Annotated in this window: 14 protein-coding genes; 5 read left to right on the plus strand and 9 right to left on the minus strand. The window is 66.7% G+C overall.

All coding sequences use genetic code 11. The features are described from left to right. Positions 1-247 precede the first annotated feature (247 nt). The gene (locus KTR40_RS05755; RefSeq protein ID WP_228405570.1) at positions 248-895 is read right to left on the minus strand and encodes a GNAT family N-acetyltransferase; all 648 of its coding nucleotides are present in this window, start codon (positions 893-895) and stop codon (positions 248-250) included. A 42-nt stretch (positions 896-937) separates the two neighbouring features. Then, complete coding sequence (locus tag KTR40_RS05760; RefSeq protein WP_228405571.1) at positions 938-1,732, minus strand: hypothetical protein; 795 nt, start codon at positions 1,730-1,732, stop codon at positions 938-940. 59 nt (positions 1,733-1,791) lie between these two features. Between KTR40_RS05760 and KTR40_RS05765 the strand changes: the two genes are divergently transcribed. Beyond that, entirely contained in the window at positions 1,792-2,346 is a 555-nt protein-coding gene (locus KTR40_RS05765; RefSeq protein ID WP_228405572.1) for an A24 family peptidase, read from the plus strand. Between the two features lie 30 nt (positions 2,347-2,376). Beyond that, the gene (locus tag KTR40_RS05770; protein WP_139028517.1) at positions 2,377-2,847 is read left to right on the plus strand and encodes an NUDIX domain-containing protein; all 471 of its coding nucleotides are present in this window, start codon (positions 2,377-2,379) and stop codon (positions 2,845-2,847) included. A gap of 87 nt (positions 2,848-2,934) precedes the next feature. On the opposite strand, the gene KTR40_RS05775 is transcribed toward KTR40_RS05770, so the two are convergent. The 3 genes from KTR40_RS05775 to KTR40_RS05785 all read right to left on the minus strand — a co-directional run bounded on the left by KTR40_RS05775 (position 2,935) and on the right by KTR40_RS05785 (position 5,758). Further along, a complete protein-coding gene (locus KTR40_RS05775; RefSeq protein WP_139028518.1) occupies positions 2,935-4,365 on the minus strand; it encodes a class II fumarate hydratase in 1,431 nt (476 codons plus the stop codon). An 88-nt stretch (positions 4,366-4,453) separates the two neighbouring features. Next, the gene (locus KTR40_RS05780; protein ID WP_139028519.1) at positions 4,454-5,068 is read right to left on the minus strand and encodes a carbonic anhydrase; all 615 of its coding nucleotides are present in this window, start codon (positions 5,066-5,068) and stop codon (positions 4,454-4,456) included. A gap of 9 nt (positions 5,069-5,077) precedes the next feature. Next, positions 5,078-5,758 carry a DUF4245 domain-containing protein gene (locus tag KTR40_RS05785; RefSeq protein ID WP_228406039.1) on the minus strand — a complete coding sequence of 227 codons (681 nt, stop codon included), beginning with the start codon at positions 5,756-5,758 and terminating at the stop codon, positions 5,078-5,080. A gap of 225 nt (positions 5,759-5,983) precedes the next feature. On the opposite strand from KTR40_RS05785, the gene glpX reads away from it, so the two are divergent. After that, complete coding sequence (glpX, locus tag KTR40_RS05790) at positions 5,984-7,006, plus strand: class II fructose-bisphosphatase (protein ID WP_171058962.1); 1,023 nt, start codon at positions 5,984-5,986, stop codon at positions 7,004-7,006. Positions 7,007-7,092: 86 nt separating this feature from the next. Then, a complete protein-coding gene (locus tag KTR40_RS05795; RefSeq protein WP_228405573.1) occupies positions 7,093-8,148 on the plus strand; it encodes a peptidoglycan bridge formation glycyltransferase FemA/FemB family protein in 1,056 nt (351 codons plus the stop codon). A 97-nt stretch (positions 8,149-8,245) separates the two neighbouring features. On the opposite strand, the gene manA is transcribed toward KTR40_RS05795, so the two are convergent. Genes manA through KTR40_RS05815 form a run of 4 tightly spaced genes read right to left on the minus strand, consistent with a single transcriptional unit; the run spans position 8,246 to position 12,926 of the window. Continuing rightward, complete coding sequence (gene manA, locus KTR40_RS05800) at positions 8,246-9,517, minus strand: mannose-6-phosphate isomerase, class I (protein WP_228405574.1); 1,272 nt, start codon at positions 9,515-9,517, stop codon at positions 8,246-8,248. Positions 9,518-9,543: 26 nt separating this feature from the next. After that, positions 9,544-11,187: an LCP family protein gene (locus KTR40_RS05805; protein WP_228405575.1), complete on the minus strand. Its 1,644-nt coding sequence runs from the start codon at positions 11,185-11,187 to the stop codon at positions 9,544-9,546. Positions 11,188-11,196: 9 nt separating this feature from the next. Next, positions 11,197-11,781 carry a 5-(carboxyamino)imidazole ribonucleotide mutase gene (gene purE / locus KTR40_RS05810; protein WP_139028524.1) on the minus strand — a complete coding sequence of 195 codons (585 nt, stop codon included), beginning with the start codon at positions 11,779-11,781 and terminating at the stop codon, positions 11,197-11,199. Beyond that, complete coding sequence (locus tag KTR40_RS05815) at positions 11,778-12,926, minus strand: 5-(carboxyamino)imidazole ribonucleotide synthase (RefSeq protein ID WP_255708868.1); 1,149 nt, start codon at positions 12,924-12,926, stop codon at positions 11,778-11,780. The genes purE and KTR40_RS05815 overlap by 4 nt, the downstream gene beginning before the upstream one ends. A 221-nt stretch (positions 12,927-13,147) precedes the next feature. Here KTR40_RS05815 and KTR40_RS05820 point away from each other — a divergent pair, with 221 nt between their 5' ends. Continuing rightward, complete coding sequence (locus KTR40_RS05820) at positions 13,148-13,723, plus strand: GtrA family protein (RefSeq protein WP_228405577.1); 576 nt, start codon at positions 13,148-13,150, stop codon at positions 13,721-13,723. Positions 13,724-13,745: the final 22 nt, after the last annotated feature.

The raw sequence follows: 13,745 nt of genomic DNA on the forward strand, positions 1-13,745 counted from the left end.
GGCCGGTTTGCCGGGCCACGGCCCTTTCGTGCCTGGCAGTGGCTGGGTTCGTCCGCCCCGAGTCCTTCGCCGTCGCTTGGACACCTCCCGCCGCACCGCTCCGGTCGCTGCGCGACCTGCGTGACGCTCTGGTCGGCGATGCGCTCCTACCCGAAGCACCCGGGCAGGACGTGTGCCAGGGTGAGCCTTGCGGGGGCCAAGGGGCACAAGCCGCGTGGCCCGAACGAACCCAGCCGAGGAAACGGACTCAGGTGGCCTTGAGGAACTTCACTGCTGCTTCGTGGCCTTCTACCCGCAGCTCCCAGTCGGGGCGTTTGAACGTCTCCGGGGTGAGACGGACGTGCTGGACGGTCTCAACCTTGGGGCCCCACGCTTTGCGGGTCACGCCGTTCAGGTCGTAGCCGAGGGAGCGGGAGACGCCGATGGAGGATTCGTTCCAAAGGGCCGCTTCGGACTCGGCTACTTCGGCGCCCAGCCAGTCGAAGGCGTAAAGGACGACGGCGGCACGCATCTCCTTGCCGAGGCCGCGGCCCTGTACGGACTGCTTTAGCCACGACCCGGTGGAGACGGTCTTGAGCGCGGCGAAGTCCTTGGCACCGATGTCCTGGCAGCCGATGAACCCGCCCTCGTGCCAAATGCCGAGCAGCAGGGTCCAGGATTCGGGTGTGAATTCACCGCGGCAGCGCCAGTACCAGCGGGCCATGTTGGGGCCGAGTTCATCGGCAGGAAGTTCGGTCCAAGGGGTGCTGAACGGGTTCAGGCCGGGCTCGTGGATCCGGCTGCGGGCGGCTTCGACGGCCGCCGGGATGTCATCGTCCCGGATGGGGCGGAGTTCAAGGCGTGGTGTGGTCAGCCGCAGGCCGAAAAGCGGCCAGACGTCGTTCAGTGGAATCATCAGCGAAGCCTAGCCGAAGGACGGCAGCCTGGCATGTCACGGTCAGGCTGAGACATCCCAGCTGATGTGGCGGCGGACGTCGGTGAGGTTCATGGACTGGGCAAGGAACAGGTCGTCCAGCATGTATTCGTCGACGGCGATGATCCGCAGCCAGTGCCCGTACTGGTCCGTGTCGGACTCCAGGGAGCGGCTGGAGACGCAGACCCCTGTCCCAAGGTCCACGCGAATCCGGGTACGGCCCGGCAGGCACAGCGGAGCGGCGGGATCCACGGGGTGGTAGGCGGCGGTGGGGGACACAACAGCTTCAAGAGCGGGCCGGCCCTCATGCTCCCGGCGGCCAACCTCGTGGATCTCTACGGCGTTGCTGCCCGGGAACTCAAGGGGCACGGGGGCGTTGCCTGCGAGTTCCACCGGGTCCAGGGCTGCGGAGAAGCGACCGTTGCCGAATCCCGGCTCGCCGTAGGCTGCCTCCGGGCGGCGGCGCACCAGGCCCAGGTCGTCATAGACGGGCGTCACCAGGTGGGGCGGGAGGAGCCACGATTTCCGGGTGGAGCTGGTGTAAAAGCCGTCCTTGGAATCATTGATTCCGGTGGTGCTGTGGAGGACCAGTCCGTCCGGGCTTTCGAGGCGGAGTGCCCCGGGGCGGCGCAGCCACGCGCGGACAAGCGGAGCCGCGGGACTGGGAGCCTCCGCGAAGGGCTCGTCCCAGTATTCAAAGCGCAACGACTGCCACTTCCAGGGGGAGGAGCGGCACAGGTCCCGGAACATCCCTGCGAGGTCTGTGGGGGCAGCACTCCTGTCCGGATCCGGCCGGTGCCGGGATTCCCACGTCGCCATATCCACAGTTTACGCGCGGCCAGTACTGCCGGGGAGCGGAAATCCAGTAGCATCCGAGGGTGATCCAACGACTGGGCGAACTGTGGCAGCACACCCCGCCGGCCTTCTGGCTGGTGCTGGCTGCCTGCGCCTACTTCGCGGTGATGGCCGTGCGGCTCACGGTCATTGACGTCCGCCACCACCTCCTGCCGAACCGGATCGTCTTCCCGTCCTACGCCGTTGCCGGTGTGCTCCTCCTCGCGGCGTCGGCCTTTCCCGGAACCGGTACCGGCGCGGACCCAGGCCCTCCCGGATTCCCCGCGGGCCTCCTGGCGCTTCCGGTGCTCCGGGTGGTGGCGGGAGCCGCCATCCTGTGGCTCTTCTACTTCATCCTCCGGGCGGCCTATCCACCCGGAATGGGATTCGGCGACGTAAAACTTGCAGGAGTCCTGGGCATGTACCTCGGCTACCTCGGCTGGGGCCACCTGTTTGCCGGTACCTTCCTGGCTTTCCTGCTGGGCGGCTTGTGGTCCATCATGCTCCTGGCTGCACGCAGGGGGACGTTGAAGTCCTCCATCCCGTTCGGGCCGTTTATGCTCGCCGGAACTGCTGCGGCCATGCTGCTTCCGGCCTGATCCTGCCCGGCAGTTCGGTAGGCTGGCGGGATGCCAGCGCCTGACTATGTCCTGAAACTCCGTAAGAAAATCGGGAACGATCCCCTCTGGGTCCCGGGGGTCCGCGGCGTGGTGGTGGACGCTTTGGGCCGCGTCCTGCTCGCGCAGCGGGCGGACAACCGTCAATGGGCACTGGTCAGCGGGATGCTGGAGCCCGGGGAGCAGCCGGCACGCGGCCTGGTGCGGGAGATCTTCGAGGAAACGGCGGTGGTGGCCGAACCCGAGCGAGTTGTTTCCGTAGGGGCGGTTGGCCCCTTCACCTACCCGAACGGCGATGTGTGCGAGTTCCTGGACGTGGTGTTCCTCTGCCGCTACGTGTCCGGAACCGCCAGGGTGAACGACGACGAATCCGTTGCCGTCGGCTGGTTCGGCATTGATGAACTGCCTGAGCTCATGGCCGGTCACCTCACCAGCATCCGCCGTGCCCTGGCTCCGGCGGAAGCAGCCCACTTCGAACCCTGAGTCCCGCCGTGCTGGGGACGACGGCGGCCGGTACCTTTCCTGCAAAAGGTACCGGCCGCCGTCGTGCTTTAGCTGGGGTTTGGCTGTTTACTTGGCCTTGTGGGCAGGGGCCGTCATGGTGGTGACGTCCAGTGCCTTGTCCAGATCCGCTTCGGAGACTTGGCCCTCGCCGTCACCGACGAAGCCCAGCTTCTCGGTGGCCTGGCGCACGGTGAGGCCCTCGGCTACGGCCGTCTTGGCGATCTTGGCCGCGTTCTCGTAACCGATGTACTTGTTCAGGGGGGTGACGATGGACGGGGAAGCCTCGGCCAGGAAGCGTGCGCGTTCCACGTTGGCGGTGATGCCGTCGATCATCTTGTCCGCCATGACCCGGCTGGTGTTGGCCAGCAGGCGGATGGATTCCAGCAGGTTGGCGGCCATGACGGGGATGCCGACGTTCAGCTCGAAGGCGCCGTTGGTGCCGGACCAGGCGATGGCGGTGTCGTTGCCGATGACCTGCGCGCAGACCATGATGGACGCCTCGCAGATCACAGGGTTGACCTTGCCGGGCATGATCGAGGATCCGGGCTGCAAGTCCGGGATGGCGATCTCGCCCAGGCCCGTGTTGGGGCCGGAGCCCATCCAGCGGAGGTCGTTGTTGATCTTCATGAAGGAGATGGCGATGTTGCGCAGCTGGCTGGACGCCTCGATCAGGCCGTCGCGGTTGGCCTGCGCCTCGAAGTGGTCGCGGGCCTCGGTGAGCGGAAGCCCGGTGTCCGTTGCCAGCAGTTCGATGACGCGCTCCGGGAAGCCGGCCGGGGTGTTGATGCCGGTGCCCACGGCCGTGCCGCCGAGCGGAACCTCGGCAACGCGGGGGAGCGAGGCGTTGATGCGCTCGATGCCGTAGCGGACCTGCGCGGCGTAGCCGCCGAACTCCTGGCCGAGGGTCACCGGGGTGGCATCCATAAGGTGGGTGCGGCCGGACTTGACCACGTCCTTGAACTCAACAGCCTTGCGCTCCAAGGACTCGGCCAGGTAGCCGAGGGCCGGGATGAGGTCGTTGATCAGCGCGGAGGTGGCAGCTACGTGGACGGACGTGGGGAACACGTCGTTGGAGGACTGCGAGGCGTTGACGTGGTCGTTCGGGTGGACAACCTTGTCGCTGCCGGCGGCCTTGAGGGCACGCGAGGCAAGCTCGGCGATGACCTCGTTGGTGTTCATGTTGGAGGACGTGCCGGAGCCCGTCTGGAAGACGTCGATGGGGAAGTCGCCGTCGTACTTGCCGGCGGCAACCTCATCGGCTGCGCCTGCGATCGCCTTGGCCAGCTCGCCGTCGAGCACACCCAGTTCAGCGTTGGCCTGGGCGGCAGCCTTCTTGACCCGGGCCAGTGCTTCAATGTGCGCACGTTCCAGGGTCTTGCCGGAAATGGGGAAGTTCTCCACTGCCCGCTGCGTCTGCGCGCGGTACAGTGCGTTCACGGGGACGCGGACTTCGCCCATCGTGTCATGTTCAATGCGGAACTCTTCAGTGGAAGTCATGGGGCTAGCTTAGGACGCACGGGCGCCGCATCGAAAACCGTGAACTGCTTGCTACGAGCCCCCGGGCCACGGGAGTTTTGCGGAGTTCCTAGTGCTCACCGATTCCGGAAACAAGGTTTGCGCGGCCTTCGGCAAGGCTGTACGAAAGGCCGATCACCGCGGTCCGGCCGGAGCCGATTGCGTCGGAAATCACACGGGAGCTGTCCACGAGGCGCTGCGAGGTCTGCTTGACGTGCTCCACCACCATGTCGTTGACCTCGGTTTCGTCGTTGCGCAGGGAAGTGAGGACCGACGGGGTGATCCGCTCCACCAGGTCCCGGATGAAGCCTGCCGGCATCTCACCGGTTTCCACCGCGGACTTCGTGGCGCTGACGGCGCCGCAGCTGTCGTGCCCCAGGATCACGATCAAGGGCACCCCCAGCACTGCCACGCTGTACTCCAGCGACCCCAGGACGGCGTCGTCAATGACCTGGCCGGCCGTCCTGACGACGAAGACGTCGCCAAGCCCCACGTCGAAGATGATCTCGGCGGCCAGCCGCGAATCGGAGCAGCCAAAGATCACGGCGAAGGGGTGCTGGTTCTCCACGAGGGAGGACCGCCGTGAGGCGTCCTGGTTGGGATGGGAGGTCTCGCCGTTGACGAAGCGTTCGTTTCCTTCGCGCAGACGGCGCCAGGCGAGTGCGGGAGTCAGATAGGTAGCCACGCGCCTACCTTACGGGGCGGCGGCGGCGGAGGGTGAAACTGTGACAGCCGGGTTGCTTTCCAGGGCCACGACGACGGCGTCCGCCAGGGCGGCGAACTCGTCCAGTGGGGCCTCCCCGGACAGGACAACGGTAGTGCCGCGGTAATCCAGCACCAGGGACTTTTCGCCCTTTCCGGTGTCCCGAAGCTGCCAGTCCTGCCCGCCGGCGTTCCGGGAGCCGGTGACGGGTGCGTTCATGGTTTGCTGCAGGAGCCAGGTGGGATTGGCGCTCCGGGTCTGGACCAGGCCGATGAAGGACTCCTTGGGCGTCAGGTAGCCGACTTCCCACGTGGGGACACCACTTCCGGTTCCGGCTTCCCACCGGGCGTAGTTCGGCCGGAAAGCGTTGCCGGTATCCGGCGCCACCGGTGTGAATCCCGCCACATCAGTGGCGTTCCGCGCGCTGGCCGCCACGTCGATGTTCGGGCGGTAGCCGTCGCTCTTGGGGAGCGGATTCATGAGGATGATGGGGAGGAACGCGGCAATGCTCACCACCAAGGCGATGACCATGCCAAGCACCGAGGCGTTGGCGCGTTTGGCGGCTGCGGCCGGAATGACGGGCTTAACCTGCCCCTGCCCTGCCGTGGCGCCGGATCCGCTGCTGCCTCCGGATCCGTGCGGCTCGGGAGTGGGAGTGGTCTTTTCCTGCATGTCATTCACCCCTCTATAGTCGCCCATGCCGGCAGCCAACTTCCATTTGGCCGCCGTCGGCCCGCTGGATCGGCCTGCTGGCACATTGCGCCGTTGCGTCATCCGCCGCCGGGCAGGCGGTGCCGCGACTATGATCGGTATCAGAGGAATCACCGCCCTGCTGCACCGGCTGGGTGGGTTCAATGATCGCCACTCGAAGAAGAGGTTCACGTGTCACCAGCGTCCATGACCCAGAAGTACTCCACGCTCTCCCCGTCCCTTGCAGTGGGCAACGATGAGCCGGACCGCAACCTTGCCCTCGAGCTTGTCCGCGTGACCGAAGCCGCTGCCATTGCCGGCGGCCACTGGGTTGGCTTCGGAGACAAGAACAAGGCCGACGGCGCCGCCGTCGACGCCATGCGCTCCTTCCTGCAGACCGTCCACTTCAATGGCGTTGTGGTCATCGGCGAAGGCGAAAAAGACGAAGCCCCCATGCTGTTCAACGGCGAACGCGTTGGCGACGGTACCGGCCCCGAATGCGACGTCGCCGTTGACCCCATCGACGGCACCAGGCTGACCGCGCTGGGCATCAACAACGCCCTGGCCGTCCTTGCCGTCGCCGAGCGAGGTTCCATGTTCGACCCCTCCGCCGTGTTCTACATGGAGAAGCTGGTCACCGGGCCGGAAGCCGCGGACATGGTGGACCTCCGCCTCCCGGTCAAGCAGAACCTGCACCTGATCGCCAAGGCCAAGGGCGTCAAGGTCAACCAGCTCAACGTCATGATCCTTGACCGCGACCGCCACAAGCCGCTGGTGGAGGAAATCCGCGAGGCAGGCGCGCGCACGAAGTTCATCATGGACGGCGACGTTGCAGGCGCCATCGCCGCTGCCCGGTCCGGCACCGGCGTTGACGCGCTGATGGGCATTGGCGGCACCCCCGAAGGCATCGTTGCGGCCTGCGCCATCAAGTCCCTCGGCGGCGTGATCCAGGGCCGGCTCTGGCCCACCAGCGACGAAGAGAAGCAGAAGGCCATCGACGCCGGCCACGACCTTGATCGGGTCCTGTCCACCAACGACCTCGTCTCCAGCGACAACTGCTACTTCGCGGCCACCGGCATCACCGACGGCGACCTGCTCAAGGGCGTGCGGTACTCCAAGGACAGGGTCCTCACGCAGTCCATCGTGATGCGTTCCAAGTCCGGCACCATCCGTTTCGTGGACGGCGAGCACCGCGCCGACAAGTGGGAAGGGTACGCCCGCAAGAGCTGACGTCCAGCCCGGCCCCGCCCGGAGAGCCCGGAGTGCACAGCGCACTCCGGGCTCTCCCGTTAAGGCGTTGGTATAGGGTTGAAGCCATGATTCCTGCTGTTGTGCCCTGTACTGACCGCGCCCTCTGGGATGACCACGTTGACCGGTTCCAGGGACATCCGCAACAGCTCTGGGGGTGGGGCGAGACCAAGGCAATGCACGGCTGGTCCGTGGACCGGGTGCTCATCAATGACGGCGGAAACACCATTGGCTGCGCACAGCTGCTGGTCCGGCGCCTGCCCCTTCCGTTCCGTGCGCTGGTGTACATTCCCCGTGGCCCCATGTGTGCGCCGGAGAATGCCCAAGCGGTCCTCAACAGCCTGGCCGGGCATGCCGCCGCCCGCCACCGCGGAGTGGCCCTGAGCATCGAACCTGACTGGGACCAGGATTCCGTCTTCGCCGGTGCTGTGGCGGCCGCAGGCTTCCGGCCCTCCAGCAATACGGTGCTGATCCCGCGGACCCTGATCCTTGACCTCACCCGGACTGATGACGAACTCATGGCGGACATGTCCAAGTCCACCCGCGCCAACATCCGCAAGGCCATGCGCAGCGACGTGGAGTTCCGCAAGGTGAAGAACGACGCGGAGCTTGAGCAGGTGCTGGCGATCTACCACGAGACGGCGGAGCGTGCCGGATTCGGGATCCACGAGGACCAGTACTACCGGGACATCTTCAGGAACATGGGGGACGGCTCGCCAATCATCGGGGCGTTCGACGGCGAGCAGCTGCTGGCGTTCGTCTGGCTCGCCAGGAGCGCCTCCACCGCCTTCGAGCTCTACGGCGGCGTTTCCGCCGAGGGGCAGAAGCAGCGGGTCAACTACGGCGTGAAGTGGGCGGCGCTGCAGGCAATGCGGGAGGACGGCTGCTCCCGCTACGACTTTAACGGCCTGCTCAACGACGGCATCTCGGACTTCAAGAAGCAGTTCGCCAAGCACGAGAACATGCTCCTGGGCACCTGGGAGAAGCCGCTCTCGCCGTTCTACCCCGCCTATGCCCAGGCCATGCCGCTGGCGCGCCGCGGGCTGCAGACCGGCCGGCGGCTGCTGAAGGCTGCTGCCGGCAAGGCCCGCCCCATGCTCCGGAAGCTGCGCCCGGGCAGCTAACGCAGCCGGTCGCAACGCGCAGCCAGCCAAGATAAAGGGCGACGGCGTCACCCGAGTGGGGTGCCGCCGTCGCCCTTTACTGTTGCTGGCGGAGCCGCTAGCTGCGGGCGGAGGACGGCGAAAGGCCCGTGGTCACGGCGAAAGCAAGCGCAGGCTCAGTGCTCCCGGCCACCGGGTGGACGTTGACCGGAGCCTCGGCGGCGGCCAGGAAGGCGCTGCCGCCGCGGGAGAGCTGCAGGTCGCCCTTGGGCGAATCCAGGTAAATGTCCCCGGCCACGACTATCACCACTGCCGCGCCGGACTGTGCCAGCGGAACGGGTCCCGCGTCGGGTGGGAGCACGATGCGCTGCAGCTGGAATTCCTCGAACGGCGGGCGGAACAGCTCCTGGTCCAGGACTGTCCTTTCGGCAGCGAGCATGGGCACGGCGACGGGCTGGAAGTCAACGGTCCGCAGGAGTTCGGGCACATCCACGAACTTGGGCGTGAGGCCACCGCGCAGGACGTTGTCCGAGGATGCCATCACCTCAACGCCCAGGCCGTGCAGGTACGCGTGGACGTTGCCGGCTGGCAGGTAGACCGCCTCACCCGGTGCCAGCGAGATGCGGTTCAGCAGCAGGGAGATCAGGACCCCGGGATCGCCGGGGTACTTTTCATTCAGGCTGATCACCGTATTGAGCTCGGCCTCATACGGGGCAAGGGGCGCCCCGGAGAGGAGCGCCGCCACCACCAGCGCCGTATCATCAGCCACGGACTGGCCGCCGCTGATCAGGCGCTCGAAGGCCTTGCGCAGGCCCGCGCCCTCGTCGCCTGACTGGAGGTCCGCAAGCAGGGCATTGACCAGCGCGGGCGCCTCGCCCTCCACCGAGCCGAAGGCGGCGGCCACGTGGTGCAGGATCTCCACCGTCCGGGCTGCCGGACGGAAACCGCACAGTGCCTCAAACGGCGTCAGGGCGAGAATCATCTCCGGCTTGTGGTTGTCGTCCCGGTAGTTCCGGTTGGCAGCGTCCGGGGCGAGGCCCTGGGCGTTTTCCCGCGCAAAGCCCGCCCTCGCCTGTTCAAGGCTCGGATGGACCTGCAGGGACAGCGGCTGGGCTGCAGCCAGGATCTTGGCCAGGAACGGCAGCCGCGGACCGAAGCGGGCAACGGAGTCCGCCCCCAGGAAATGTTCCGGATCGCGCGCGATCAGGGCGTCCAGGGCCGTGGTCGCCGAGCCGTCCTCAGGGACGCTGGCGACCGAGGGCGAATCGGGGTGCGCGCCGATCCATAGTTCAGCTTCGGGGCCGCCGGACTCCGGGCGCCCCAGCAAGGCGGCGATGGCCGTCGTCGAACCCCAGGCGTAGTCCCGCAGGACGTTGTGAATCTGGTACAAAAACCGTTCCGTTCCTTCGTGGGTTGCTAGAGCGGGGCGCACTGGCCGTTGGTGGCCACCAGCTGGCGGATGGCCTCTTCATCGCCATTGCGCTTGAGCTGGTTCAGCAGCTCTGCGGTGATCGGCTCACCGTCGGGCGTTGTGGTCACCGGCGTGAAGTCCGACGGCGAGGGCTGCGGCGCTGTACTGCTGCCGGCCAGCAGGGCGGCGGGGGAGGCCCCGGCGGCCTGGATGCGCCCGGCACCCGCCTTCGGGACGGCGATGGCGTCGTCGGGAGTTCCTGCTGACTGGGCGCCCCGGGCGGAGGCCGATGCCAGCAGCTGGTCCACGCGCTGATGGATCTGGTCGAAGTCCGGAACCGTGGAGAAGGAGGCGTCGAAGTCGGGCGGTCCGATGGTCAGCCGCTTGACGTCGTGGCCCCTCGCCTTGATGGCAAGGTCCACGAAGCTGCCCAGCTGCGCGGAGGAGATGTTCGATTCCACCACCTTGGTCCCCGCGTTGGCGATGTCCTCGAACTTGGCCAGCAGCGTGGTGGGATCCAGCTGCTTCAGCATGGCCTGCTGCACGCACTGCTGGCGCTGGATCCGGGAGTAGTCATCCACGTACTCGCGGGACCGGCCGTACCACAGCGCCTGGTTGCCGTCGAGCGTCTGCTCGCCTGCCGGGATCCAGCCGAGCGGCATGCCGTGGGTCTGGCTGAAATCGTCGAAATAACCGCTCATGGGTACCCAGCCGCCGGCCTTGATCCTGATCCCGCCCATGGCGTCGATGAGCGACGAGAATCCCTGCATGTCCACCAGGACATAGGCCTGGATTTCCATGCCGAGGGTTCCGGAAACCGCCTCCATGGTGGCCTGCGCGCCGGGATCGGCCACTCCGGGGTAGAGGTCCGCGTGCTCATTGGTGACTTCCGTGTTGATCGCGTTGATCAGGCACTCGTCGCCGCAGTCGTAGCCGTCAGGGTAGATGGACCGCATGGGCGAGTCCTCGCTGAACTGTGCGTTCTGCAGGTTGCGCGGGACGGAAATGATGGCAGTCTGCCCGGTTTCTGCGTCCACGCTCAGCACGGACAGGCTGTCCGGGCGCCGTCCGGTGCGGTCTTCACCGGCGTCACCGCCCATCATCAGGAAGTTGTAGCGCCCGTCCACAGGATCGATCGCGGGTCCGGACGAGAAAATGCTGCCGATGGCATTGCGGCTGACGTTGAGCAGGTACGCCGCATAGCCGAGCGAGCCGCTGCCCAGCACCATCGCCAGGACCAGGGCAACGACGACGGCGGGCCGGACCGATGGTGCCAGCAGTACGGGCCGGATCAGCCGCAGGGTGTTGATGAACAGCGCTGCCCAGCCGATGGCCAGGGCAACCAGCAGGATCACGATCGCCAGGGAAGCGAAGGGGTTGGCAATGATGTTGACCAGCAGGGTCCGGTTGAGCAGCAGCAGGAGCACGGTGAGGGCCAGCACCGCCCAGACACAGAGCGTCACGGTCAGTGCGGCGCGGCCCAGCTTGCGGTCGCCGGCCACGATTTGGGCGCTGCCCGGGACCAGGAGGGTCAGGAGGATAAGCACAAAAGCCCGCTTGGTGCGGACGGGCGGGGAAGCGCTGACCGGGTACCGGACGGGGTCCGTCATTGCGCCGGGAGCAGACTGCTGCAGCTTGCTGCTGGACATACGCGCCGCCTAGCGGCTGCCCCGCAGGGCGCCGTTGCCTTCAGCGAAGACCTCGCTGACCTTTTGCCGCAGGTTCGCGCCCTTGCGGGTAGCGACGGCGTTGAGGTCCGCGGCGAAGTCAAGCAGGTCTGCTCGAAGCGACGCCGCAAGCTCGTCCGTGCCGGCTGCCAGCATCCGCACGGCCAGGAGTCCGGCGTTGCGTGCCCCGGCGATGGAAACGGTGGCCACTGGAACCCCGGCCGGCATCTGGACGATGGACAGCAATGAATCCATGCCGTCCAGGGTTTTCAGGGGAACGGGCACGCCGATGACCGGGAGCGGGGTAACGCTGGCCAGCATGCCCGGCAGGTGGGCCGCACCGCCGGCGCCGGCGATGATGACCCGCAAACCCCGCTCATGGGCAGTCTGCCCGTAGCGGATCATTTCCGTCGGCATCCGGTGGGCGGACACGACGTCGGCCTCGAACGGAATGCCGAACTCCGCCAGCGCGTCGGCAGCGGCTTCCATGACAGGCCAGTCCGAGTCGGACCCCATGACCAGGCCCACCAGGGGCGCTGTCTCCGAAGCGGTGGCTGGGGTGGCTTGGGCGCTCATGCGTTCTCCTCGAAAGTGCTGGGCGTTTCCTCCGCCGCTACCCGCCCATCGCGGATGATGCTGGCCACCATGGTGGCACGGCGGCGGACAGACTCAACGTCAGCGGTTGATGAACCCACCAGGTTCACGTGGCCGATCTTCCGGCCAGGCCGGACGGACTTGCCGTAGCAGTGCACCTTCGCGGCAGGTTCGCTGGCAAGCGCCAGCGGATAGGCCGAAAACAGGTCCTGGTTCTCACCGCCCAGGAAGTTCTTCATCACCACCACCGGCGCGAGGATGTCGGTTGCGCCCAGGGGAAGGTTGAGGACCGCGCGGAGGTGCTGCTCGAACTGGCTTGTCACGGAGCCGTCCTGCGTCCAGTGCCCGGTGTTGTGGGGGCGCATGGCGAGCTCGTTGATCAGGAACCCCGCCCCCGTGCCGGGAGTCTCGAAGAGCTCGACGGCCAACACGCCGGTCACCCCCAGCTCGCCGGCAATGCGCAGGGCGGCGTCTTCCGCTGCCGCGGCAACCTCCACGGGGATGTCCAGGGCGGGCGCTATGACCTCGTCACAGACGCCGTCCACCTGGATGGTGTGCACCACTGGCCAGGCCCGGGCTTCGCCGTCCGGCGTCCGTGCAACCAACGCAGACAGCTCACGCGTAAACTCGACCTTTGCCTCGGCGAGGAGGGGACTCATCGCATCAAACCATTCCCCTGTGTCCGCAGCCTCCTCCGCTGAGCCAACAATGCGGACGCCCTTGCCGTCGTACCCGCCCCGCGGCATCTTCAGGACAACCGGCCAGCCGGTCCGCTCCCCGAAGCCGACCAGTTCGGCGACATCCTCCACGGAGGCCCAGGCGGGGTTGGGAAGTTCCAGCCTGTCGATGGCTGCACGCATCACCAGCTTGTCCTGGGCATTGACGAGCGCATCGGGTCCGGGCTGGATGTTGACGCCGGCGTCCTGCAGGGCACGAAGGTGGGCTGTTGGGACGTGCTCATGGTCAAAGGTCATGACGTCCAGGCCTTCAGCGAAGTCCAGGAGTGTCTGCAGGTCCTTGTAGTCACCCACGGGCGAGGAGGGCACTGCCGAAACAGCGGAGACATCATCACCTTCGGCCAGGACGCGGAGTTCAAAGCCGAGTGCGGTAGCGGCCGGGGCCATCATGCGGGCAAGCTGGCCGCCGCCCACCACGCCTATTACTGGAAAAGTCACATTGGCCAGCCTACCGAAGACAGCCCGGTATCCCACGTTCCTGTCCCCGGCGGGTAAGAGTGTTTCGGCCGCCGCCAGCCCCCGGCGCAGGTTAGGGAGGCTGCCACGCAGGTTTGGGGGCTAAAATGGGCGTCTGGCCCGATGGCCCACATTTCAGACAGCCATGGAGGGCCATGTTTACCGCACTTGCAGACCGTACCCGGGGACTCGCGTCCCTTTTTTGGCGTGAAGTAGCCAAATTCGGAGCTGTGGGCGGTGTTGCGTTCGTCATCGACAACGGCCTCACCTACTACCTTATGCACGGGCCCATGACCGACAGCGAGGCGAAGGCCCGGTTTGTCGGTGCCTCGGTGGCCACGGTCTTCTCCTGGATCGCCAACCGGCTCTGGACCTTCCGGCACCGGCGGCAGGCCAATGTGCTCCGGGAATTCCTGATGTTCGTCCTCATCAACGGCATCGGCATCGGCATCTCCACCGGCTTCACCGCCCTCGCCAAGTACGGGATGGGCGTGACGGACAAGAACATGCTGTTCTTCGCGGGAGTGGTGGGCATCCTGGTGGCCACTGTTGTCCGTTTCTTCGCCTACCGGTTCCTGGTGTTCAACCAGGAACTGGACCAGGAGCCGGAGTTCTCCCACGACCACGAGCTCATCGAGCTGCACCACCACCACAAAGAGCACGCCGTCGCCGGCGAGCGGGACGCCTCGGCCGAACGGGAAACCTCGGCCGAAGGCCAGGGCAAGGCCTAGCCGTACCGGCCTGGCCGGCAGC

Origin of the sequence: Pseudarthrobacter sp. L1SW, from assembly GCF_020809045.1 — a bacterium.
Taxonomy (GTDB): domain Bacteria; phylum Actinomycetota; class Actinomycetes; order Actinomycetales; family Micrococcaceae; genus Arthrobacter.

Excerpts from the sequence above, each read along its gene's own strand:
- KTR40_RS05755 (WP_228405570.1), bottom strand. The coding sequence starts at position 895 with ATGATTCCACTGAACGACGTCTGGCCGCTTTTCGGCCTGCGGCTGACC.
- KTR40_RS05760 (WP_228405571.1), bottom strand. The coding sequence starts at position 1,732 with ATGGCGACGTGGGAATCCCGGCACCGGCCGGATCCGGACAGGAGTGCT.
- KTR40_RS05770 (WP_139028517.1), top strand. The coding sequence starts at position 2,377 with ATGCCAGCGCCTGACTATGTCCTGAAACTCCGTAAGAAAATCGGGAAC.
- KTR40_RS05775 (WP_139028518.1), bottom strand. The coding sequence starts at position 4,365 with ATGACTTCCACTGAAGAGTTCCGCATTGAACATGACACGATGGGCGAA.
- KTR40_RS05785 (WP_228406039.1), bottom strand. The coding sequence starts at position 5,758 with ATGCAGGAAAAGACCACTCCCACTCCCGAGCCGCACGGATCCGGAGGC.
- glpX (WP_171058962.1), top strand. The coding sequence starts at position 5,984 with ATGACCCAGAAGTACTCCACGCTCTCCCCGTCCCTTGCAGTGGGCAAC.
- KTR40_RS05795 (WP_228405573.1), top strand. The coding sequence starts at position 7,093 with ATGATTCCTGCTGTTGTGCCCTGTACTGACCGCGCCCTCTGGGATGAC.
- KTR40_RS05805 (WP_228405575.1), bottom strand. The coding sequence starts at position 11,187 with ATGTCCAGCAGCAAGCTGCAGCAGTCTGCTCCCGGCGCAATGACGGAC.
- purE (WP_139028524.1), bottom strand. The coding sequence starts at position 11,781 with ATGAGCGCCCAAGCCACCCCAGCCACCGCTTCGGAGACAGCGCCCCTG.
- KTR40_RS05815 (WP_255708868.1), bottom strand. The coding sequence starts at position 12,926 with ATGATGGCCCCGGCCGCTACCGCACTCGGCTTTGAACTCCGCGTCCTG.
- KTR40_RS05820 (WP_228405577.1), top strand. The coding sequence starts at position 13,148 with ATGTTTACCGCACTTGCAGACCGTACCCGGGGACTCGCGTCCCTTTTT.